Annotated in this window: 14 protein-coding genes; 8 read left to right on the forward strand and 6 right to left on the reverse strand. The window is 40.2% G+C overall.

Annotated features, from left to right (window positions below; all coding sequences use genetic code 11):
- Positions 1–6: 6 nt before the first annotated feature.
- The 5 genes from VK179_09080 to VK179_09100 form a co-directional block, all read right to left on the reverse strand.
- Positions 7–2,688 carry a sensor histidine kinase KdpD gene (locus VK179_09080; GenBank protein HLO58880.1) on the reverse strand — a complete coding sequence of 894 codons (2,682 nt, stop codon included), beginning with the start codon at positions 2,686–2,688 and terminating at the stop codon, positions 7–9.
- Between the two features lie 5 nt (positions 2,689–2,693).
- Positions 2,694–3,266 carry a potassium-transporting ATPase subunit KdpC gene (gene kdpC / locus VK179_09085; GenBank protein HLO58881.1) on the reverse strand — a complete coding sequence of 191 codons (573 nt, stop codon included), beginning with the start codon at positions 3,264–3,266 and terminating at the stop codon, positions 2,694–2,696.
- A 16-nt stretch (positions 3,267–3,282) separates the two neighbouring features.
- The gene (gene kdpB, locus VK179_09090) at positions 3,283–5,370 is read right to left on the reverse strand and encodes a potassium-transporting ATPase subunit KdpB (protein ID HLO58882.1); all 2,088 of its coding nucleotides are present in this window, start codon (positions 5,368–5,370) and stop codon (positions 3,283–3,285) included.
- Positions 5,371–5,377: 7 nt separating this feature from the next.
- A complete protein-coding gene (gene kdpA, locus VK179_09095) occupies positions 5,378–7,063 on the reverse strand; it encodes a potassium-transporting ATPase subunit KdpA (protein ID HLO58883.1) in 1,686 nt (561 codons plus the stop codon).
- Between the two features lie 193 nt (positions 7,064–7,256).
- Positions 7,257–7,442 (reverse strand): hypothetical protein, encoded by a 186-nt coding sequence (locus tag VK179_09100; GenBank protein HLO58884.1) that lies wholly within the window; start codon positions 7,440–7,442, stop codon positions 7,257–7,259.
- A 220-nt stretch (positions 7,443–7,662) separates the two neighbouring features.
- Between VK179_09100 and VK179_09105 the strand changes: the two genes are divergently transcribed.
- Both VK179_09105 and VK179_09110 read left to right on the forward strand, forming a co-directional pair.
- On the forward strand, positions 7,663–9,603 hold the full coding sequence (locus tag VK179_09105) for a KUP/HAK/KT family potassium transporter (protein ID HLO58885.1): 1,941 nt from the start codon (positions 7,663–7,665) through the stop codon (positions 9,601–9,603).
- A 72-nt stretch (positions 9,604–9,675) separates the two neighbouring features.
- Entirely contained in the window at positions 9,676–11,820 is a 2,145-nt protein-coding gene (locus VK179_09110; protein ID HLO58886.1) for a cation:proton antiporter, read from the forward strand.
- 17 nt (positions 11,821–11,837) lie between these two features.
- Here VK179_09110 and VK179_09115 read toward each other — a convergent pair whose 3' ends face one another.
- Positions 11,838–16,550 (reverse strand): PAS domain S-box protein, encoded by a 4,713-nt coding sequence (locus VK179_09115; GenBank protein ID HLO58887.1) that lies wholly within the window; start codon positions 16,548–16,550, stop codon positions 11,838–11,840.
- Positions 16,551–16,759: 209 nt separating this feature from the next.
- On the opposite strand from VK179_09115, the gene VK179_09120 reads away from it, so the two are divergent.
- From VK179_09120 to VK179_09145, 6 genes are all read left to right on the forward strand, one after another.
- Positions 16,760–18,193, forward strand: coding sequence for a response regulator (locus tag VK179_09120; GenBank protein ID HLO58888.1), 1,434 nt, complete (start codon positions 16,760–16,762; stop codon positions 18,191–18,193).
- A gap of 11 nt (positions 18,194–18,204) precedes the next feature.
- A complete protein-coding gene (locus VK179_09125; GenBank protein ID HLO58889.1) occupies positions 18,205–18,846 on the forward strand; it encodes a response regulator transcription factor in 642 nt (213 codons plus the stop codon).
- A 145-nt stretch (positions 18,847–18,991) separates the two neighbouring features.
- Positions 18,992–20,971, forward strand: coding sequence for a chemotaxis protein CheA (locus VK179_09130; protein HLO58890.1), 1,980 nt, complete (start codon positions 18,992–18,994; stop codon positions 20,969–20,971).
- A gap of 8 nt (positions 20,972–20,979) precedes the next feature.
- Entirely contained in the window at positions 20,980–21,594 is a 615-nt protein-coding gene (locus tag VK179_09135) for a CheR family methyltransferase (protein ID HLO58891.1), read from the forward strand.
- Positions 21,595–21,619: 25 nt separating this feature from the next.
- Positions 21,620–22,093, forward strand: coding sequence for a chemotaxis protein CheW (locus tag VK179_09140; GenBank protein ID HLO58892.1), 474 nt, complete (start codon positions 21,620–21,622; stop codon positions 22,091–22,093).
- 17 nt (positions 22,094–22,110) lie between these two features.
- Entirely contained in the window at positions 22,111–25,023 is a 2,913-nt protein-coding gene (locus tag VK179_09145) for a methyl-accepting chemotaxis protein (protein HLO58893.1), read from the forward strand.
- Positions 25,024–25,109: the final 86 nt, after the last annotated feature.

Consider the following 25,109-nt stretch of genomic DNA (forward strand, 5'->3'; position numbering starts at 1 on the left):
TAAAGATCATTCACCTTTTTCATTCAAGGTCAATTCCGAGGCCTTTACGGGCATAACAATTGTAAATACAGCCCCCCCGTTTTGCCGGTTTGAGGCTTTAACGGTTCCGTTATGCGCTTCCACAAATCCTTTTACTATTGATAGTCCAAGTCCGGTTCCGCCGGCTTTTGCATTCTTTCCCCGGTAAAACTTATCGAATAACGACTGTACATCATCATTTAAAAATCCATTGCCTCTGTCCATGACCTGTATGGTAAGGTAACCATTGTCATAAAAAAACTTCAACCGGATATTTGTATCGGGTGGAGAATTCTGAATGGAATTAAGAATCAGATTGTATAATACCTGTTCAATTAAACCGAAATCTATATAAACAAGTGGAGTATTCTCAGGTATCACTACATAAAAATGATAATTCGACAATTCCTTTTTCAAAGAAGAAGTCACCTTTACCGCAAGGTCATGGACATCACACCAGTCCAGCCGTACTGTAATTCTTCCGGATTCAAGCCGGGACATATTGAGCAGGTTTTCAATCAAACGATTCAACCTGAGCGATGCGGTATTTATTTCATTCAGCAGTTTTATCTGTGTTTCTCTTGGGTAGGTATCTGTAAGCAGTTCATCCGATGCACCCAGAATAGTGGCAACTGGTATTCGCAATTCATGCGAAATACTGCTGAAGAGTGTTTTATACAGTTTATCCGATTCATTTAAAACAAATGCTTTTTTTGCTGCCTCTCTAAGAAACTCCCTTTCAAATTTCCCTGATATTTGGGAAATTACTCCTTCCCAAAATAGTTTTTCCCCCTGTGTGAAAGCGACATGAAGTTTTATCGCTATAACGCCTATAATTCCACTGGTACCCCTGAGCGGATAAAATGTAAATTCTGTTGATGGCAAAGTATCAGTGAACTTTCCCGCAACCAATGAATGCTTGAAAACCCATGAAGCAATAGTCTTGTCATTTTCAGTAAGAGAAACTTCACCCGGATTGAGAGAACCGGAAGAAAGCTGATTAAATTCATCCTTAAGCAAGATTATACAATCGAGTTTAAAATAGCTTTGGATGGACTGTACAGCAATATTTAAAACTTCATCTATTCCTGTGGCGCTTCCCAGTTCCCTGGTTAATTGGTAAAGAGCATGGGTTCTTTCCTCCCTGATTCTGACTTTCTTTTCCTGTAAACGGACCCTGGAAGTTAGAATTCCATTTAACAGGGCTATGATAAAGAACATAATAAGCATAAGGACATCCACCGGTTTATCAATATGCAGCGTAAACGGAGGCGGAATAAAAAGAAAATCCCAAATAGCGGCACTAAGTGTGGCTGCCAGCAGAATGGGTCCAACACCGTAAAAAACAGCCAGCAGCGAAACCAGAAAAAGCAATATAAATGAAACAACCTGGTATCCTAAAAAATCTTTCACCAGATAGCATATTGCTGAAGCTGTTATAACTATTGCCAGTGTTATAAAATACTGGTTAACACTGGGCGTAAAGGCAGGAAGTGTGAGACGATCTTTAAATTTGTCCTTTGATGCCCGGTCAGATCCAAGAATATACACATCTATATTACCACTGTATTTAATCAGCTTATTAACAAAACTTCCCAGACGGAACATGGAATACACATTACGGACACGAGGTTTGCCCACAATGATATGAGTAATATTTTCTTTGATAGAAAAATCCACAATTGCTTTAACCCTGTCGTAATTGGTAATAATCCGGAAGTTTATTCCCAATTGCCGGGCCAGATTAATATTTTTATCAAGTTGTTCACGCTCTTTATCGGTTAGTTGATGAGAAGTTTCAACATAAACGGCCTGTATGCCGGCTCCCATTGAGTAAGATAAATTCTTGGCCCATCTTAACAACCGGGTTGACTGAATATTAAAATCGACTGCAACAAGCAAACTCATTCTGGATTTCCACGGGCCCCGGATCCGTTTTTCATGCATATAATCGTGAAGCTGCTTATCTACACGATCTGCGACCAGCCGGAGTGCCATTTCCCTGAGTGCCGTAATATTGCCCTTCCTGAAAAAATTGGTTATTGCTTCTTTTGATCTTTCGTATGTATATACTTTCCCTTCATTTAATCTTTGTATGAGTTCATCAGGGGTGAGATCCACTAATTCTACTTCATCGGCATTTTCAAAGACTTCATCCGGAAGTGTTTCTCTCACTATGATTCCGGTTATTTGTGCCACTGTATCTGACCGGCTTTCCAAATGCTGCACATTCAGCGTTGTGTAAACGCTGATACCTGATTCGAGAAGCTCCTGAACATCCTGAAAACGTTTTGAATGCCGGCTTCCCGGGGCATTGGAATGAGCAAGTTCATCAACTATGGCTATCTGAGGACTACGGGCAATGATACTGTCGGTGTCCATTTCCTCAAGAGTGGCATCTTTATACGTATATAATTTTCTGGGAATCTGTTCAAAGCCATCGAGTAATTCCTCTGTCTCTTTTCTTTTATGTGTTTCAATATACCCGATAACGATGTCAAGGCCTTTAAACTTTTCAGCATGGGCTGCCTGAAGCATTGTATAGGTTTTGCCCACTCCGGCGCACATACCGAAAAAAATTTTTAACTTTCCTCGTTTGTTCCGGTCCTCTTCTTCTTTTATTTGTGCAAGCAGCTCATCCGGATCAGGCCGTAATTCTTCTGGAACCATAATTTCTATCTGATACTGTCAATTGATAAATTTAGTTCAAATACATTTATTCTGGGTTCACCAAATACTAAATATTGAGGTTTCTTTGATAGACCGGATATTATTTGCATCATTTGTTTTTTTTGTCTGTTGGTATATGATCGTGAAAAAGCAACCCGATCAGCCTGGGCTAATGCGGCCTTAGGAGATATTTCAGGATCAAGACCGCTTGCTGAAGCAAAGATCATTTCAGCAGGAATATCAATATTTCCAACCTGATTCGTCGCATTTAACCAGAGAGCACGTCGTTCGCTTACAAGATTCTTCAGTTTATCACTTGAAGGCCCAAAGTTTGATCCGGATGATGGCAAGGGATTGTACTTAATTGCCGATGGTCGTGACCAGAAATATATACTGCTGTCAAACTGTTGTCCGATCAATTCAGAACCAATAAGTGTATTTCCTTTAAAAATAAGACTTCCGTTAGCTTTATGATGAAATAACAGTTGAGAAATACCTGTCATTGTTAACGGATATACAACTCCCGTCAGTAAGATCATAAATAGTAAAACCTTTATAGAAACAATTGTTGTCTTCATTTGCTGAATATTAGAATCAAACCAGGTGTAGATTTACAATAAGCATATCAATCAATTTTATTCCGATAAAAGGGATGATAACACCTCCTACTCCATAGATAATAATATTCAAAGCCAGAACCCGGGTTGCAGATATGGGTCTGTACTTAACTCCTTTAAGTGCAAGCGGAATAAGAGCGACAATTACCAGCGCATTGAATATGACGGCACTCAGAACGGCACTTTCCGGTGTACTGAGTTTCATAATATTCAGTGAACTCAAAGGAGAAATGCCCCGGGCAGTAACATAAATGGAAGTAGTAATAGCAGGTATAATTGCAAAATATTTAGCTACATCGTTCGCAATGCTGAAAGTAGTCAGGGCACCCCTTGTCATAAGCAATTGCTTTCCGGTCTCCACTACTTCAATTAACTTAGTAGGATTGCTGTCCAGATCTACCATATTGCCTGCTTCACGGGCAGCCTGGGTTCCGGTATTCATTGCCAGTCCTACATCAGCCTGTGCCAGGGCAGGTGCGTCATTAGTACCATCTCCGATCATCCCCACAAGGTGACCATTGTTCTGCTCTTCTCTGATTCGGTTAAGTTTATCCTCTGGTTTTGCTTCAGCCATGAAATCATCAACTCCTGCTTCAGCAGCGATTGCGGCAGCAGTTTTGGGATTATCCCCGGTTATCATAACCGTACGGATGCCCATTTTTCTGAGCTGTCCAAAGCGTTGCCTGATACCTCCTTTCACGACATCCTTTAAATGTATTACGCCAAGAATTCTGTCGTTTTCTACCACAACCAGAGGAGTTGCGCCCTGCCCTGCCAGTTTGTCTACTATATCCTCTACGGCCTGAGGACAAAACCCATTATGACTTTCAGCAAATTTTTTAATAGTGTCCGCTGCTCCTTTTCGAATACTCCGTATCTCACCGTTTTTATTTATATCTACCCCACTCATGCGTGATTGTGCAGTAAAGGGAATGAATTTTGCCGAATCAGGATTCAGCTCTCTGCCACGAATATTGAACTTTTCCTTGGCAAGTACTACAATGGATCGACCTTCGGGAGTTTCATCAGCAAGGGATGCCAGTTGTGCGGCATCTGCAAGTCGTTCAACATTTATGCCATCTGCAGGTATAAATTCAGTTGCCATGCGGTTTCCAAGGGTGATTGTACCGGTCTTATCAAGCAATAACACATCGGTATCACCTGCAGCCTCAATAGCTTTTCCACTCATAGCTATAACATTCTTTCTCAATAATCTGTCCATTCCGCTAATACCAATAGCACTAAGTAATCCCCCGATTGTTGTAGGTATGAGGCATACCAGCAATGAAATAAGAACAGGAAGTGTAAGGTTTTCCTGATTGACTGAATCTGATGCTTTAAGACTGTATCCATAGAAAGCAGGCATGGCAACAACCACCAACAAAAAAACGAGTGTTAAACCGGATAATAAAATAGTAAGCGCAATTTCATTTGGTGTCTTCTGTCGTTTCGCCCCCTCAACAAGTGCAATCATCCGGTCAATAAAAGAATTTCCGGGTTCTGAAATTACTTTGATTTTAATCTGGTCGCTTATAACCCGCGTTCCTCCTGTAACCGCACACCTGTCACCTCCGCTTTCCCGTATGACTGGTGCAGATTCTCCCGTAATAGCCGATTCATCCACACTCGCTATTCCTTCAATTACATCTCCGTCGGCTGGAATTATATCTCCTGCAGTACATAATACAATATCTCCTTTTTTAAGATCAGTAGCCTGAATTAACTCTTCTCGCTTGTTCACTAATCGCCTGGCCCGTGTTTGAACTTTGCTTTTCCTCAGACTTTCAGCCTGTGCCTTCCCCCTTCCCTCTGCAATAGCTTCAGCAAAATTTGCAAAGAGAACTGTGAACCATAACCAAAGCATAATCTGGAAATTGAATGATGAAAACAATCCCAGGATCAAATCCCTGAAAAAAATAAAGGTTGTGATTGCTGCACCAACTGCAACAATGAATATAACAGGATTTTTTGCAAGCGTTACAGGATTCAGTTTCAACAGTGAATTTCTTACTGATTTCACTATTATTTTACCTGTAAAAAGTTTTATTTCAGTTTTATTTTCCATATACAAATTAAAAAGTCACGCCGGAATTCATAAGAAGATGCTCGGCAATAGGACCTAATGCCAGCGGAGGAAAGAATGTAAGACCACCAACAATGAGAATAATGCCGATCAGGAGCGCTGCAAATAGCCAGTTGTCAGTGCGAAAAGTACCTGTTGAGACGGGTGTAATCTTCTTCTTTGTCATACTGCCTGCTATTGCCAGAACCGGTACTATTATTCCATATCTTCCGATGAGCATACCGAAAGCAAGCATCAGATTATAAAAAACAGTATTAGTATTAAGTCCGGCAAATGCGCTGCCATTGTTACCAGCAGCCGAACTAAAAGCATATAGAATTTCTGATAATCCGTGGGGGCCTGCGTTATTTAAACCGGCTATTCCAGGCTTCACTGTAACCGCAATGGCCGAAAAGAGTTTAATCACAATATTGGGAGCCAGTACAGCCAGGATAGCCATTTTCATTTCAAAAGCTTCAATCTTTTTCCCAAGATATTCCGGTGTTCGTCCTACCATTAATCCGGCGATAAATACGGTGAGCAAAATAAAAATGATCATACCATACAGACCTGAACCCACCCCGCCAAATATTACCTCGCCGAGCATTATGTTAAATATAGCCACCAGGCCCGAAACCGGAGAAATACTATCATGCATTGAATTAACAGAACCGTTGGATGTAGCCGTTGTGGTCACTGACCATAAAATACTGTTAAATATCCCGAACCGGGTTTCTTTTCCTTCCATCGATCCGGCAACATTCATAGCATGGTTAAATGCGTATTCCGCCCTTAATGAAATGGCCACACCCACGGAAAACAACAGCAGCATGACAATAAAAATAGTCCAGGCCTGTCTCTTCGATTTCATATAGTGAGCATAGGTAAATACAAGACTGGCAGACACAATAATTATTGAAAAAAGCTCAAGAAAATTGCTGAAGGGAGTAGGATTTTCGAATGGATGTGCGCTGTTAGTACTAAAAAAACCTCCGCCATTGGTGCCGATTTGTTTGATGGCTATCTGTGATGCAGCAGGCCCCATAGGGATAACCTGAGAAGCCCCTTCAAGAGTTCTGGCTTCAGCATATCCTGAAAAATTCTGAATGACACCCTGACCCACAAGTAAAACGGTCAATATCATTGACAGAGGAAGAAGCACGTATAATACAGTGCGGTTAATATCCACCCAAAAATTACCAAGATTCCCCTCCGTTTTTGATGTAAGTCCCCTCATAAGAGCTAAAAGAACAGCAATTCCTGTGGCAGCACTTACAAAATTCTGAACCGTCACGCCTAACATTTGTACCAGATAACTGATCGTTATCTCACCGCCGTAGGACTGCCAATTCGTATTGGTAGTAAAACTGACAGAGGTATTAAAAGCTAAGTGCCACGGCACGTTAGTAAGATTTGCAGGATTCAGAGGTAAAAATTTCTGGAGAATTTGAATGAGAAAAAGAAAAGTGAGGCCTGCTGCATTGAATAGCAGCACAGAAAACAAATATTCCTTCCATCCCATTTCAACTTTCTTATCGATACCCAAAAACCGGTAGCTGAAATTTTCCACACGGCCTAAAATTCGTTTCATAAAATGATGATCGCCGGTAAATACCTTAAACATGTATCGGCCAAAAATGGGAGAAAGTAAAATTAAAGCCATGAAAAAAACGATCAACTCAATTACATTATTCATAACAGCTTAATTATTTTATTAAAATTTTTCGGGTTTAACGATAGTATATATGAGATAGCATAGCAGTAGAATAGCAATTACCCCCCCAAAAAGATACCCGGTTCCGTTAACTCTTGTATTAATAAAAAGCATAAGGAACGGAGAATTCATTAAAACAGGTTTTTGCTTCATAAATTTTTGAGTTAGATATTATTTAGTCATCCAGATTTTTTTTGCTGTATTCTGTTTCTTCCAACGTGTTTCTGCCCTCTTCATATACCCTGTCAATATGCAGGGTTTTACTAATTGCAGCACTGCCCAGAAATACCAATGCCAACTTGAAGAAAAAACTAAGCAGGAATTTCAATGTAATACCAAATACTATCAATAAATACAACATAGTAACGTTTTGATTATCTGAGAAGTTAGATATAATCATCACACACACTTTCTGAAACAAAAATAGATTCACCGGCATAGTCAAAATATCTGGTGTTAGCTAAAGAGTATAAAGATTTTATAAAGATTTTGGTGCCAACCCTTAAAAAAAGGGTCTTAGATGGAATGTAAAAAGTAAAATCCTATAATTTTGCACCGGTCCATTAAATAAGCCTAAAAAATTGTCAGAAAGAAGTCATCAGGGTGTTAAGTTTGGCGCGGCAGGATTATTGGTCACTTTAGGTATTGTCTTTGGCGACATTGGCACATCCCCGTTATATGTGATGAAGGCTATTCTGCGGGAAGATTATCCTATACAACCTGAATTTATAATAGGTGTTTTGTCCTGTGTTATCTGGACACTTACCATTCAGACAACACTAAAATACGTCATTATTACTCTCAGGGCAGATAATAAAGGTGAAGGAGGCATTTTTTCATTATTTGCACTACTGAGAAAAAACAAGAAGAAGATTTACATTTTTGCGATTGTCGGCGGAAGTACTCTTCTGGCTGACGGAATTATTACTCCTTCTATCACTGTTGTATCATCGGTTGAGGGGCTCAAACTGATCAACCCGACCATACAGGTCATTCCCATAGTTATTATCATTTTGACCCTCCTGTTCACTGTACAACAGTTCGGAACGGAGTTCATCGGAAAATTCTTTGGCCCCATTATGCTCATATGGTTCCTTATGCTGGGCACATTGGGCATCCTTGAAGTTCATGAGCAACTTGCTGTATTTAAAGCCTTTAATCCCTGGTACGCCATTCACCTGCTGGTTAAATACCCCGGAAGCATTATTTTGCTTGGTGCGGTTTTCCTTTGCACAACAGGTGCTGAAGCACTTTACACCGATCTTGGACACTGCGGAATTAAAAATATCCGGATTTCATGGGTGTTTGTTAAAGCCATGCTGATACTGAACTACCTGGGCCAGGGGGCCTGGGTTCTTACTCATGGAAGAGATACAAGTGTTTTGGCAAATCCTTTTTATTCCATTATGCCCCGGCAGTTTCTGCCCTTCGGAATAGTCATTGCCACTGCAGCAGCCATTATTGCCAGCCAGGCCTTGATCAGCGGATCATTCACACTTATAAGCGAAGCCATTTCGCTCAATTTCTGGCCAAGAATTAAGATTAAGTACCCTACTCTACAGAAGGGCCAGATGTACATTTCAAGTATTAACTGGATATTATGGGCCTGTTGCCTGGGTGTTGTTTTGATTTTCAGGGAATCGGATAATATGGAAGCAGCTTATGGTCTTTCTATTACAATCACCATGCTGATCACTACCATCCTGATGACTTCTTACCTTTCAATGAAAAGAGTTCCCTTGCCGGTAATAGCCGTCTTTTTCAGTATATACGCGGTAATTGAAGGATCTTTCCTTTATGCGAACCTTTTTAAATTTATGCACGGAGGTTGGTTTACCATTCTTTTTGCCGGCATTCTTGTTTTTATCATGCTTGCATGGTATGACGGACGAAGGATCACAAACCGGTATCTCAGGTTTTTACCCATTGACCAATACATCAGTTCAATTAAAGATCTGCGGAATGACACAAGTGTTCCAAAAACTTCGTCAAACCTTGTATACCTTACAAAAGCCAACAGGGCATCCGATATTGAATCCAAAATTCTGCTTTCGATTTTATATAAGCAACCGAAACGGGCAGATCATTACTGGTTCATCCATGTGGATATTGTTGACGAACCACGAACCATGGAATATAAGATCCAGCATATCATACCCGGCATACTGACGCGAATTGATTTTTACCTTGGTTTCAGAGTGGAACGCAGAATCTATTCCATGTTCCGGCACATTACAAATGAAATGGGAAAAAGGGGTGAAATAGACCTGTTCAGCGGCTACCCGTCCCTAAGGAAACATAATGTTCTCACCGATTTCAGGTTTATGTTTATCGACAGGCTTAACCTGTCGGATGTTCAATTCAAATTTTACGAGCGGTTAATTATGACTGTGTATTTATTCCTTATCAGGCACAGCCAGACTGATGTAAAGGCACTTGGTTTTGATGCCAGCACGGCGGTTGTTGAACAAATGTCGCTTGGTTTCGAGGGGCTTCAAAACTTCAGGTTAGTAGAAAGATAACTTATAACTTTTCGATTTAGGTCTTGTTATCCTAAACAGATAATCTAATTTTAGATCAGTATTTAACCTGATATGAAGCATCTGAAGACTATTCTTATTTATGTTTTATTCATTGGTTTTTTTACTTTATTAATTTTTATTTTCTTAAAAGGCGGGAAAAAACTCGAATCTCAGGATGCAGTAAAGTCGGTTCAAACCGGCTGGAATTTCTTCGATTCGTTCCTGTCTAACCTGGCTCATCCGCTTTCTGTTCTGTTGCTTCAGATAGCTTCTATTATATTGGTTGCCCGGTTGCTGAGCTGGATTTGTAAAAAACTTGATCAACCTGCGGTAATAGGTGAAATTGCTGCCGGCATAGTACTTGGCCCTTCTTTATTGGGTTTATATTTCCCCGGAATTTTTAATACACTTTTTCCTGAATCATCGTTTAGTAACCTTCAATTTCTTAGTCAGATAGGACTTATTCTTTTCATGTTCGTAATTGGAATGGAGCTGGACTTGAAAGTCCTTAAGAACCAGGCCAATGAGGCCGTAGTAGTGAGTCATGTAAGCATAATTTTTCCTTTTACTCTGGGCATCGGCCTTGCGTATTTTCTCTACAACACTTTTGCGCCAATCGGAGTACCGTTTTTATCTTTCGGTTTATTCCTTGGTATTTCAATGAGTATTACTGCCTTTCCTGTATTAGCCCGAATTGTCCAGGAAAAGGGTATTCATAAAACTCCTGTGGGTACAATTGCCATCACTTGCGCTGCTGTTGATGATATTACGGCATGGTCTTTACTGGCCATGGTTATTGCCATTGTAAAGGCCGGTTCATTTCTGAGTTCTCTCACTACAATTGCAATGGCCATAGTGTATGTGGTTTTCATACTCAAACTTGTAAAACCTTTTCTTAAACGAATCGGTGATCTGCATGCATCAAGGGATAACCTGAGCAAACCTATAGTAGCCATCTTTTTCCTTGTTCTCATCGGATCGGCATACCTGACTGAAATTATCGGGATTCACGCCTTGTTTGGTGCCTTTATGGCCGGTGTAATTATGCCTGACAATCAGAAGTTCAAGCAGATATTGATTGATAAAATTGAGGATGTCGCACTTGTGCTGCTGTTGCCCCTGTTTTTTGTGTACACGGGTCTCCGCACTCAAATAGGGCTACTCAACGACTTCCGGTTATGGATAATGTGCGGTCTCATTGTTTCTGTCGCTGTGATTGGAAAATTTGGCGGAAGTACAATTGCTGCCCGGATTATGGGACAACGATGGAAAGAAAGCCTTACTATCGGTGCACTTATGAATACACGCGGTCTGGTTGAACTGGTGGCACTCAATATCGGATATGACCTGGGTGTTTTGAATGCCGAAATGTTCACCATGCTGGTTATCATGGCTTTGATCACAACAGTAATGACAGCTCCTTCACTTGCTCTTATCGAAAAAATAGCCAGGAAGAAACCTACGGAAATATCTCAGGGTGGAGAGAAAAAAGAGGAAACATACCGCATCCTGATCTCATTTGGCAATCCTGAAATGGGCCGCGTACTTCTACAATTGATTTACAGGCTTTTCGGCAGTTACAAGAAACAGAATATTACTGCATTGCATCTTTTTACAGGCAGCCTTTTCACCCGATTTAAACTTGATGAATATGAAAAGGACAGTTTTGGTCCCATCATAAATGAATCCAAAAAACTGAACTTACCTGTTCAATCAATCTTTAAAGTATCTGAATCAATCAATGATGATATCGTTGAAGAAGCTGAAAAATCGTATGATATTCTCATGATCGGTATGGGCCAATCGATATACGAAGGTTCACTTCTCGGCAGATTCTTCGGATTTTTTCTGAGATTAAAAAGCTTAAGATGGAATGCCCGCGATCATTTTCTTCTGGATGAAAGAACTAATGATATTATAACCAGGCTCAAAATACCCGTCGGAATCCTTGTAAACAAAGGGCTAATCGATATTAAAACCGTTTTACTGATCAAAACAGGTTACCAGGATGACCCTGTTTCAGAATATTTCCAACGATTCGTTGACATCAACCTTATTATTAAAATTGTTGATTTCACTTTTGCAGAACAACGTAACCGTCTCCCGGCTTCTGACCTGAATGTTATCAGTCCGGAAGGATGGAAAGAATACGGAGACATCATTGGTCATTTATCGCCTGCATCAGTTCTGATATTACATGCCAGCCTGAAGAAATAAGGCACATTGTGTGTGTCTTAACCGGCCAGGTATTTTTTCATCTCTTCAAAAAGTATTCTTTTGTCCACCGGTTTTGAAATGATGCTGTCGCATCCTGCTTCATGCGCTTTAGTCTTATCTGATGATAATGCATAGGCAGTTAATGCAAGAACCGGTAAATCAGGCCTTGACAATTTAATTGCTTTTGTGGCCATATATCCATCCATCACAGGCATATTAAGATCCATGAGAATCAGGTTAACATGGTCATCCAGATTTTCAATTACTTCCTTGCCGTTTTTTGCTTCAATAATTGTCACAAAAGTACCGGAAAGATAATTTTTTACAAGTTCCATGCTCATAGGATCATCCTCAGCAAGGATGATTTTCATTCCGTGAAAACCAGGTGTATGGATGATATTATCATGATCCTGATCCGTTGAAAATCCTACAGCTGAGATCATTGCAGGAATCCTGAAATTAAACCGGCTTCCCTCACCCGGTATCGATTCAACACTGAGTGATCCATTCATAACTTCAGCTATTTTGAGTGAAATAGCCAAACCAATTCCGACACCTCCATATTCCCGTGTGTGGGTATCATCCGCCTGCCTGAAAAACTCAAAAATAATTTTATGTTTGTTTTCGGGTATGCCAATACCCGTATCTTCAACATAAAAAGTCAACCATCCTTCTTTTTCGGTCAGCAATCCGAATTCTATTTTACCGGAATGCGTAAACTTTACGGCATTTTTAAAAAGATTAACCAGTACCTGGTTTATCTTATTCGTATCAGTGGTTATGGTTTGAAGCAAAAGATCTTTGTCTGCATTAAAGATCAATTCTATCTGCTCTCTTTTTCCGGATATTTCAAGGATTTCATTCAGTATGGATTTGTTACTGATAAAGAGATCCAGGCATTTAATTGTTTGCAGCCTGAGTTTGATATCTGATTGTTCAGCTACGGCAAGCTCAAAAATACTTTCAATGATTTCAAGAAGGTTCAGGCTGCTTCTGTGGATTATTTCAGCGTAATCCGGAACATTTTCAACCATTGTTCCTGACCTGATGAGATCGCTGAAACCAATGATATGATTCAGCGGAGTGCGCAATTCATGGTTCATGGTAGCCAGGAAAGCAGATTTTAACCGGTTACTTTCCTCAGCCTTTTCCTTTGCAAGAAACAATTCGTCAGCCGATTTTTTCTGATCTGTAATATCCTGTTTTACGGCAATAAAATGACTTATATGATCTTTTTCATCCCTTACTGGTGTAATGGTAAGAAACTCATTATAAAGGGAGCCGTCCTTCCGACGGTTAATAATTTCTCCATACCACACCTGACCCTCTTGTATGGTTTTCCACATTTTCTGATAGTACTCCCTATTTTGCATACCTGAATAAACCAGTTCCCTTGGGCTTTTGCCTATGGCCTCATCAAGCGCATAACCCGTCAGGTAGGAAAAAGCCTGGTTAGCCCAGATTATCCTGGCTTCATTATCAGTAATTACAATGGAATTAGCCGCACTTTCAAGTGCTTTACTGAGCAATCGCAGGCTATCTTCGGCCAGCTTCTTTTTGGCCCTTGAGCGTGATGACGAAATACCAAAAGCAAGATCATCCGACAATTCAGCAAGAATTTTATACTCCTTATCATTAAAGGCATCCACATCAGCAGAATATATTACAAGTACGCCTAAAACCTCATCCAGGTTAATCAATGGCAGGCTAATCAATGACCTGTAACCATAGTCCTTTCCATGGGTGAAAAACGATCCGAATTCCTTGTCATTCAGAGTATCATTTATTATTACAGGAGTTTTAGTACGCATTGATCTTTGAAACGGGTTAACATCCGTTTCTTTTTCGATTTGTATTGATTCGGATTTGATCTGTTCCCCGATATGAATGACAGAATGAATTTTATTATTATTGCCGGGTTCAGTCAGGCCTACCCATGTATGGATATAACCACCGGTTTCAACTATATTCCTGCAAATCGAAGATAAAAGAATATTTTCGTCAGAAGTATGGATCAATACCTGGTTGGAGTTGCTCAGCATCCTTAATGACCGGTTCATTTGGGTCAGAAGCTCATTCGATTGCTGTAATTCATGTTCAACCCTTCTTTTCTCGGTAATATCTTCAAACGTTCCAAGTACACCGATGATTTCACCTTCAGGACTTTTTAAAGGTATTTTACTGGTTCTCACCCAGGTGTTACGTCCATCAGCAGTAAGCTGGGTTTCTTCATAATTAAGTTTAGGGACGCCGGTTTTCATTACAAACTGGTCATCCGAACGATAACTTTCTGCTTCTGTTAATTTCCAGGGCAGATCAAAATCCGTTTTGCCGCAGATTTCAGTGGAAGACAAACCGGCATTTTCGGCAAATAAATAATTGCATCCGAGGTACACACTGTTTCTGTCCTTCCAGAAAACAAAAGCAGGCATATTATTCAGCACAAGCTTCAGCATTTGCGAAGATTCCCATAAAGCCTGTTCAGTGCGTTTCAATTCGCTGATCCCGTCCTGAAGTTTTTCATTCATTGAGAACAATTCGGCAGTGCGCTGCGATACTTTTAATTCCAGTTCTTCACGGGCATGATTCAGTTCTTCAAACAGCCGGGCCTTCTCAATAGCAATTGCCGCCTGGCTGGCCAGCATTTTCATAAGATGTAGATGTTGGGGGCCAAACGCGTCCGGATTCGTTTTACTATGAATATCCAGTGTGCCGATAATTCTGCCGTCAATAATCAAGGGTACACTGGCGCATGCAAGAAGTCCCTCATCCCCTGCGGTCGGATTACTGAACCGTTCATCATGCATAAGATCATTTGCGATTATTGGTTCACCGGATTGAACTACGCGACCGGCAATGCTTTCACCGACCCTGTCCCTTGTTCCGTTAACCACGTTATCACTCAGTCCGTAAGCTCCTTTAATGGTGAGATATTCTCCCTTTTCATCCAGCAGAAGTATGACTCCAGTATCCGTACCAAGCAAACGTGCCGTATTGAAAGTGATGGAATCCAACACATCCTTCAAATGCAGAGGTGCCGTTATAACCTGGCCAATTTTATTGAGTGCGGCAAGCTGATGATTGGCCAGGCTTAGTTCGGCAGTCCGTTGTCCTACTTTTATCTCAAGTTCATCATGTGCCTGTTTAACGGCCTTTTCAGCTTCTTTTCTTGCAGAAATATCGATGAATGTGACGATAACCTGGATTATTTTATTCTGCCTGTTAAATACAGGATCGGCATTTACAAGGACCCATACCACATCGTTATTCTTTTGCCGATTGATACCTGCCACCGCATTTCTGAGAGCTTTTCCCGATGAAATTACCTGGCAAACCGGGTATTCAGCCGGAGGCATTACGGTTCCGTTTTCCCTGATGAAATCCCAGCTTAAGTCATGGATGGTTTTATCAAGCATCTGCTCGTGAGAGAGTCCAAGTAGTTCATCGGCCATTGAATTCGATATTTCAATCGATGTATCTCCCCTGTGGACTATAACGCCAGCTGTAATTTTCTCAACAAGTGTCCTGTATTTTATCTCGCTTTCTCTGAGTATTTCTTCCGCTCTGACCCTGCTTGAAATATCGCTGGCAATGGTTGATGCTCCCATAATGGTGCCGTTCAAATCATACATCGGTGAAATAGTGAGTGAAACGTCAATTCTTTGCCCGTCTTTCCTGGTTCTCACGGTTGTATAATGATCAATATGTTCGCCCTTTTTTATCCTGGATAACAGGTTAGGAATTTCCTCTTTTATCTCAGCCGGCATAAGGATTTCGATTGATTTGCCTATAATCTCGTCTTCCCTGTATCCATATATTTCCTCAGCACCTTTGTTCCAACTGGTTATAATACCGTCCAGGGTTTTACTGAATATGGCATCATCTGATGATTCCACTATGGCAGCCAGTTGCCTTATCCTTTGTTCCGATTTCCTCCTGGCGGTTATATCTCTTGTAACAGTAAGTATACCCGTAGCTTTCAATGAAAGATCACGAATAAATGAAAAAACGATTTCGACCCAGATTGTTGATCCGTCTTTACAGTTCTCTTCAAGAATTAACTCAGATGTGCGTTTCGGATCAGCCCCTGGTTCCGCTTCAAGATCTATCTGTTCCTTATACAGCTTCCTGATCTGAACCAGTGAAGAAGGAGTAAAGATTTCATCAACAGTTTGTTTTAGCGCCTCTTCAACTGTATAACCACGGAGATTGAAAACAGACGGACTGATATAAATAAGATTCAGATTCAGATCAAGAACTGTGATTGTATCTACAGTGTTTTCTGTTATAATCCTGTAGCGTTCTTCGCTCTCTCGCAGGGCCGTTTCCGAATCATGTTGTTTTGTCAGATCCTGGGCAATGACAATAACACCAGATATTTCACCGGATTTTGATAAAACCGGACTGTGAGATATCCTGAAATACCGCCGATCAAGATTTTTTTCGCCTGAAAACGATTCAACTGAGAAACATTCACCGCTTAATGCCCTGTCGATGTTAGATTTTGCAGTAAACCAATCAGCAGGCGACATGATTTGTGAAAGGAGATAACCAATCTGTGGCTCTTTCGCGTATAACTTTTGCATTATAGCGACATGTTTCTTATTGAAACCGGTATACCTGTAATCCCTGTCAATTGAAAAGAAAATGGAATCGGTGTTGGCAACCATATATGAAAGCGAAGTAAACAGATCAATTTCAGTATGAAATGAATTATTGTTCTTTTTCATTTTAGAATCTTTATAAATCAGTAGTTGAAAAAGGAATTACAATATTCGGAGACGGTATAACTATTTCGTTATTACCAGTTAGGATTGGTTGAATAAATGAATAACAAGTATTAATTTACAAAAAAAATCTGACTTAGACCCTAATTTTGTGATTATTGTACTTAAACTGTTAAATTTAATGTCCAAATTACTTAATATTTTGCAATAATATGGATTCTGTCCTATATATTGATGATGACCTTGTAAACCTGAAAGTGTTTTATGAATCGTTAAAAGAATACTTTGATATTATTGTTCTGTCATCCACGTCAGAAGCAGAAGAGGTACTTGAAAACACACCTGTAAAGGTCATTGTTTCCGATCAGTTCATGCCTGATGAAACCGGTATTGATTTTATTAAAAGAATTAACTCCTCATACCCTGATATCAAGAAAATCATTCTTACGGCTTATGCCAGCCAGGATAATGCGCTTGAAGCCATAAATGACGCCTGTGTTTATAAATACCTGACTAAACCATGGAAACGGGATGCTGTGAAAGAATGGCTGGATATGGCCATTAAGGAATACGATTATGAAACGGAAAAGAAACAGTTATTGTCTGAACTAAAAACGAAAAATGAACAGTTGCTTGATGCCTATAGAAATCTGGAAATAAGCGAAAAGAAGTTCAGGACAATTTTTGCTCAAAGCAGCGACAGTAGTTTTATACTGGATACAAATAAGAATATTATTGAAGTAAATAAAGCATTTCTCAAACTGATAAATTATGAAGGTAATGTATCAGACATCCGGAAAATAAATGAAATTGCCCGTCAGAATTATTCTGTTATTATCGAAAAAGCGGTTGAAGTTGTCCATGATAAAAACAGTAATCTATCCGATATTACAGTCACTTTGCATTCGGATCAGAGCAAAACGCTTGAAATTCGCAGTAATGAAATCAACTATAACAATGACATCTATATTCTTGCTGTAATCCATGATATCAGTGAAAGAAGGCAATTTGAAAAAAAAATTATCGAAACAATAATTACCACACAGGAAGAAGACCGCAGCCGGTATGCCCAGGAATTGCACGACGGATTGGGACCATTATTGTCGACTTTAAAAATGCACATACAATGGATTGCAAACCCGGATAACACAATTAATAAGGATAAAATCATACAGCATGCCATTCATTCCATCGACAGTGCAATAAATAGCACGAAGGAAATTGCTAATAATTTAAGTCCTCATGTTTTACAGCGATTCGGCCTCGTTAATGCGGTGAAAAGCCACACAGACCATCTGAAAGGAACATCATCTGTAGTTTACGAAATATCCTCTAACCTTCGGGAATGTCTTGACATCAACCTGGAACTGATCCTTTACCGGATAATCCTGGAGTGTATAAATAATTCACTCAAACATGCAATACCAAAAAAAATTGTTGTTAGATTTATAAAACAAATTCAGTTGTTAACCATTGAAATCATTGATGATGGAAAAGGTTTTGACGTAAATCGCATATTCCTGAAATCAAAAGGAATGGGTTTATTTAATATCAAAAACAGGATAAGACATATCGGTGGTGAACTAACCATAAATTCGGAAGAAAATAAAGGAACTCATATCTCAATCAACATCCCATTAACTTAAAAACGAACAACATGATAAAAGTATTCATTGTCGATGACCATGACATTTTTAGGGATGGAATAAAGCTTCTTCTCTCAAGCGACAAAACGGCAGAAATAGTTGGTGAAGCGCGTAATGGACAGGAGTTTCTTGATCAAATCAGTTCAGTAAGCACCGATGTTGTACTTATGGATATTTCAATGCCCATAATGGATGGCATCGAAGCCACAAGGAAAGTACGCCAGATATACCCGGATATGAAAATCCTTGCCCTTTCGATGTACGGGGAAGAAAAATACTATTACCAGATGATTCAGAGCGGTGTAAAAGGTTTTATACTCAAATCAGCCGGGATTAGTGAACTGCTCAAGGGCATTAATGAAGTTGCATCCGGTCACTGTTTCTTTTCCGCAGAACTTGTTGAAAAAGTCATTGCCAGTTTATCGGCTCCCGTCACACATACTTCTGAAAATTCAGACGGACTCACCAAAAGAGAAATCGAAGTCCTCGCACGAATCGCTTTAGGCGAAACAAATGAAAAAATTGCAGAAAAACTGCATGTCAGCACTACCACTGTAAGAACTCACAGGGCTAACCTTTTGAATAAAACAGGTTGTGGAAATACCGCCAGCCTGGTAATGTATGCCATAAAGCACAAGTATATCGAAATCTGAAGAAACGATCGCACGTTTCTTCAATTTCCTCATCCTTTTGTATGACCTGAAAAATCATACAAACTCACTATGTAAAATCATCACGGGGTTGATCTCCCGGAGAGCCGCCTGAACGTAAACTGTTCTGTAGTTTAATTATAAATCTATGGACGCAGATCTAAATAAATTCAGGGATGATTTTATTGATGAAGTAAACGGGTTACTGGATCAGCTTGAAAAAGATCTTCTGGACCTTGAAAATAGCCCTTCTGACAGGGAACTTATTGAGTCAGCCTTCAGGGTTATGCACACTATCAAGGGCGCAAGCAATATGTTCGGATTTCAGGTTATTGGTGATTTTTCCCATAAAATGGAAAGCCTTTATCAGAAGGTGAAAGAGGGAAAGCTGATTTTTAACAAAACCATTTTCGACATTACATTCGAATCGGTTGATCATCTCCGGAAACTGCTTAATAATAAGGAATATTATGACGGTTGGGATGATAAACATAAAAACCTGCTTTCGTCAATTAACAGTATGGCAAATGATGAAAGTCAACAACATGGTGAAATCCCAAATGCCGTACCTGAAAAGTCCTCAGAGGCATGCTGCAACTGGCATATTCTTTTATGCACATCTGAAGCCATCATGTTGCAGGGAGTTAAACTTGTCAATATTTTTCGTGAACTGAGTACACTGGGTAAGTGCGAAATCTCCAAGATCGATTGCATGAGCACCTCTGATTCAGATACCTGGAGCATATTTCTGCAGACAATGGCGACCGAAAAGGATATACGGGAAGTTTTTCTTTTTGTCGAGGAAGACTGTACCATTGTTAACCTGAATCAGAGCGGACCTCCAAGATTAAAAATTGCAGATGGCCATCCTGACGGAAGCGATTTGTCAATAGAAGAATTTATTGAGAGCAGCCTGAAAACTCAAAAGCAGGCAAGTACACCGGATCCGGAAATACAATCGGGAAAATCAGCCACAAGAACCAAGAAGCGTATTTCAGTGGATGCATCTAAACTTGACCAGCTCATGTTTCTTGTAAGTGAACTAATTACGGTTAATTCGCAGATTAATCTGACTGCAAAGGAGAATAAATTTAATATCCTGGGGCCTCACCTTGAAAAACTGGATAATCTGTCAAAACAGTTCAGAAACAATGCACTTGAAATAAGACTGGTGCCTCTGGGTGATACCGTTTTAAGATTTCAACGGCTCATACGGGATCTTTCAAAACAACTCAATAAGCAGATCAATTTTGTCACACACGGAACGAATACAGAACTTGATAAAAATACAATTGATCAGCTTACTGAACCGCTGATGCATCTGATCAGGAATTGTATCGATCATGGAATTGAATATCCTGATGTCAGACTGTCCAAAGGCAAATCAAGCCAGGGTACGATCACTTTGTCCGCCTATAATTCAGGAAATTATGTATATATCACCCTCTCCGATGACGGATGCGGCATTGATGTTGAAAAAGTCAGAAATAAAGCTGTTGACCTGGGCCATCTTAAACCAGGCGACAAACCGGGCAAAAAGGAACTGTTTGATTTCATTTTTATGCCTGGCTTTTCCACCGCACAGAATCTCACTGAAGTTTCGGGCCGGGGTGTAGGTATGGATGTGGTGAAAAATAAAATAGCGGATTTGCGGGGAGAAGTATTCATTGATTCTGAGGAAGGCAAAGGAACCACCTTTACACTGAAATTGCAGCAATCTATGTCAATTATCGATTCGCTGCTGTTTGAGGTTGGTGAAACGTATTTCACTGTTCCTATTTCTGAAATTGCAATTTGCACACAGACCGAGTCTTCTGAACTCAGCAGGCAAAAACACACCTCTACCCTAGCGCATAATGATCATTTGATTCCTTTTGTTGATCTGAGATACCTGTTCAACATTTCAGGAGACTATTGTAAAAATCTGAAAACAATAATCATTCAAAATACAGAAAGGGAGATCGCTCTAATCTGCGACCGAATCATCGGTGAACACCAGGCTGTTTTAAAACCGCTTGGCAGAACGCTCAGGAAGCAGGAATACATAACTGCTGCCAGCCAGATGGGCGACGGACAGATTGCCTTTATGATTGATACAAGCGCACTTTTCAAAACTCATAAAATTTAACACCTGCAATGGCTTTTACTTTCTTTTTCAGGGATGAACAAATCCTGACAACTACCGTGAAGCAACTGGTTCCCATGGTAATCGGGCGAAGAAATGTGCATATACTCAATGCCGGGTGTGCGATGGGTATGGAAACTTATACGCTTGCCATACTGCTGGCAGAAGCTATGGGAAAATTCGCCCTCCGGAATATTAAAATTCATGCCGTTGATATTGATGAGGAAAATGTGGATTTTGGAAAGACCGTCAGGGAAGGAATCTATCACCGGGATTTCTTACAACGCATTCCGGTAGAACTATTTATGAAGTACTTTCAGCCCACACGACAGGAGAATTATTATGCAGTACACCCGGATCTCAGGAGCCTGGTGACCTTTCAAAAGTATGATCTGCTCTCCTTAAAACCACTCCGGACGGATTACAGTCTTGTCATCTGCAAAAATGTTTTGCTCCACTTCAATTATAACCAACGCATTGAAGTTTTGAATATGTTCTGGGAACTTATGCTGAAAGATGGCTTGCTGGCTATGGAAAACACACAGCAAATACCGGATGAAATAAAACACAAATTCAGAAAACTGATTGATTACGGCCAGTTACATCAGAAGATTTCACAAAACTGATTCAATATCATTAAATCATAAACAAATGAAACGAACCTACCTGTCCTTTATTGTCGGCGATGAATTATACGCCGTAAATGTTTCAAAAGTACTTGAAGTGCTCGAAAAACAAAGTATTTACAGGGTTCCCAATGCCCCTGTATATATAAAAGGGATTATAAATTTCAGGGGTGATGTAGTACCTGTCTTTGAAACCCGCGATAAGTTCAATTTGCCCCTGAGGGATGAAAACACCTCTTATGTTATCATAGTGCTTGATTTATCAGGTGAAAATGAAAAGTTCAGAATAGGCGCTGTGGTCGACAAGGTAAAGGATGTTCTTGAAATAGATGATGACCAGATTAAGGCAGTGCCTGTCATGAGCAAGGAATATAAATCAGAATTTCTGCACGGCATCTGTAAACTTCAGGAAAAGTTTATCCTGCTCCTTGATGTAGAAAAGGTATTCACAGGTGAAGAACTGCAACAATTATCAGAAGTCAATTCATTTAAAGAATAATATTAAAAACGCCAATCATGCTTAACAAATTCAAAATCCGGACAAAACTTCTTCTAAGTTTTACCCTTGTAGCCCTGATAGCCGGCATTGTCGGTATAGTCGGTTACAGAGGAATGCAGAATGTAATGACTTCCGAAAAGGAGGTCGCAAACGTAAGATTACCGAGTGTTAAAGGGCTTTACGATATGTATGTCGGTCATAAAGCCATGCTTGAAGGCGAAGTTACCTTGCTTAACCGCAGGTTGCTCAACACTGAATTCAGGACAGCCACCTACGTTAGCCTGGACACCGCATGGAACCTGGCTGAAAGTGGTTATAATCTCTACGCTCCTCTGCCACAAACTGAGGAAGAAGCGAAACTATGGCAGAAATTCCTTCCTGTTTGGCAAACCTGGAAGGAAGATCATAAAAAGGTTCTCGATATTTCAAGAGAAAAGGATAAAATGTTAGCCAGGGGATTAGCTGTGGAAAGCAAAGAAGTAACAGCCATTGATGCTGATATGCTTTCCGCTGTACAGTCTTCTTTGAACTCTGGCAAACAAGCTGTTAATTACCTTGATGCAATCATCAACCTGAATATGAACGTAGGAAATGAGTTCAACGCCCTTGCAATTGAACACGCTTCCAACTCATCTATGCTTCTTGTGATTTTTCTTGTTTCCGCTGTTATAATAAGCCTTTTACTTGGTTTTTACATATCCGGAAATATACAGGGAATCATCAGAAAAGTGGTTTCACAGACGAAATCCCTTGTTAATTCAGCTCTTGAAGGAAAGCTGGCAGTAAGAGCCAATGCCGAGGATACAAACGAAGAGTTCAGGGAAATTGTTGTGGGAATAAACAATACACTTGATGCTATTATCGGCCCCCTGAATGTGGCAGCCGAATATGTTGACCGCATTTCAAAAGGCAATTTACCACCGAAAATCACTGATAGTTACCACGGTGATTTTAACGAGATAAAAAATAACCTGAATGCCTGTATCGACGCAATTAACCTTCTTATTACAGATGCAGTGATGCTTTCTGAAGCAGCAGTTGAGGGAAAATTATATTTCAGGGTAAATGCCGCAGAGCACCAGGGCGACTTTTCCAGGATTATCAATGGTGTAAACAATACAATCGATTCATTAGTGGGCCTGCTTGACAATATGCCCACGCCCTGTATGCTTATAAATAACGATTTTGAGGTATACTATATGAATAAAGCAGGGGCCGGCTTGAATAATACAACAGGGGAAAACCTGTTTAAACAAAAAACCAAATGCTGGGATCATTTCAAAACAAACGACTGTAAAACAAAGAATTGCGCATGCCATCAGTCTATGCTGACCGGCAGCAATGCAAACAGTGAAACACAGGCCATGCCTGGTGTTCATAAACTGGATATTGCCTATAGTTCTGTTCCGGTAAAAAACAAGGAAGGGAAGACTATCGGAGCTTTTGAAGTAGTCGTTGATCAAACTGCCATAAAAAACGCCGCAAGAATAGCAGAAAAAGTAGCGAACTATCAAAAAAGGGAAACGGAAAACGTGACTGAAAACCTTGTAAAGCTTTCCCAGGGCAATACGAATATCAGTACTCATACATCGGAGGCCGATTCCGATACAAATGAGGTAAAGGAAAAATTTGACACGATTAATACTGCATTGAATCAGTGTGTTTCAACCATCAATTCACTTGTGGAAGATGCCGGAATGCTTTCAAAGGCTGCCGTAGAAGGCAAACTGTCAACGAGAGCCGATAGTTCCAAACACATGGGTGATTTCAGGAAAATTGTTGAAGGGGTAAACGACACACTTGATGCAGTAATAGGTCCGTTAAATATTGCTGCCGAATATGTTGAAAGAATATCCAAAGGGGATATGCCTCCCCTGATCACCGATAATTACAATGGTGATTTCAATGAAATAAAGAATAACCTCAACACACTGATCGTTGCCCTGAACCAGGTTACTGAAAAAGCTCAGGCTGTTTCTACAGGTGATTTGACTGTAAGACTTGAAGCACGAAGTGATAAGGATGAGCTTATGAAAGCACTTGACACCATGGTGAAATCAAATGCTTCGGTTATTAATGATTTCATGACTGCCATTGAAAACATAGTCATGGCAAGCGATCAGATGCAGGCAGTAGCCGAGCAGATTTCACAGGGATCCAATGAGCAGGCATCCTCAACGGAGCAGATTTCGGCATCCATGGAGGAAATGGCAAGTAACATCAAGCAAAACTCTGAAAATGCAAAGCAAACTGAAATGATTTCCGTTCAGGCATCAAAGGATATTACTGAAGGTAATAAAGCAGTTTCAATAACTGTTAATGCAATGAAAGAAATTGCCGAAAAAATTTCTATTGTAGGACAGATAGCCGAAAAAACAGACCTGCTTGCCATAAATGCTGCAATAGAGGCTGCCAGGGCCGGAGAACAGGGAAAAGGATTTGCCGTCGTAGCATCGGAAGTAAGGAAACTTGCTGAAAACAGCCAGGCAGCAGCCAAGCAAATTGATGAGTTGTCCAAATCGAGTGTTAAAGTGGCAAATGAATCGGGCGCTCTCCTTGTACAAATAGTACCTAACATTCAGAAGACGGCCCAACTGGTTCAGGAAATTTCTGCTGCAAGTGCCGAACAGAATTCGGGTGCCAGCCAGGTCAACAATGCCATCATGCAATTAAACCAGGTAACACAGCAGAACGCTTCAGCCTCGGAAGAAATGTCAGCCAGTGCGGAACAACTCGCATCACAGGCAGAACACCTTAAGGAGCTTATCTCGTTCTATAAAACAGGCGCAGAAGTCAAATTACAGGGTAAGGTTTCCGCTTCAAAGCCCGTATTTACAAAACCAACAAAAGCGGGGTTTCAAAAAGGAAACAATAAAAAACCGGCAATAACCGCGGAACAAAAAGAAGATTCAAACTTCGAATCGTTCTGATGGGTTCGAAAGGCTGTCATAATTATGACAGCCTTTATCTTTTGATTCAAACGGAAAATTCCTTATATTTAGGTATCTAAAAGACA

Source organism: Bacteroidales bacterium, assembly GCA_035299085.1.
In the GTDB taxonomy this organism is placed as follows: Bacteria; Bacteroidota; Bacteroidia; order Bacteroidales; family UBA10428; genus UBA5072.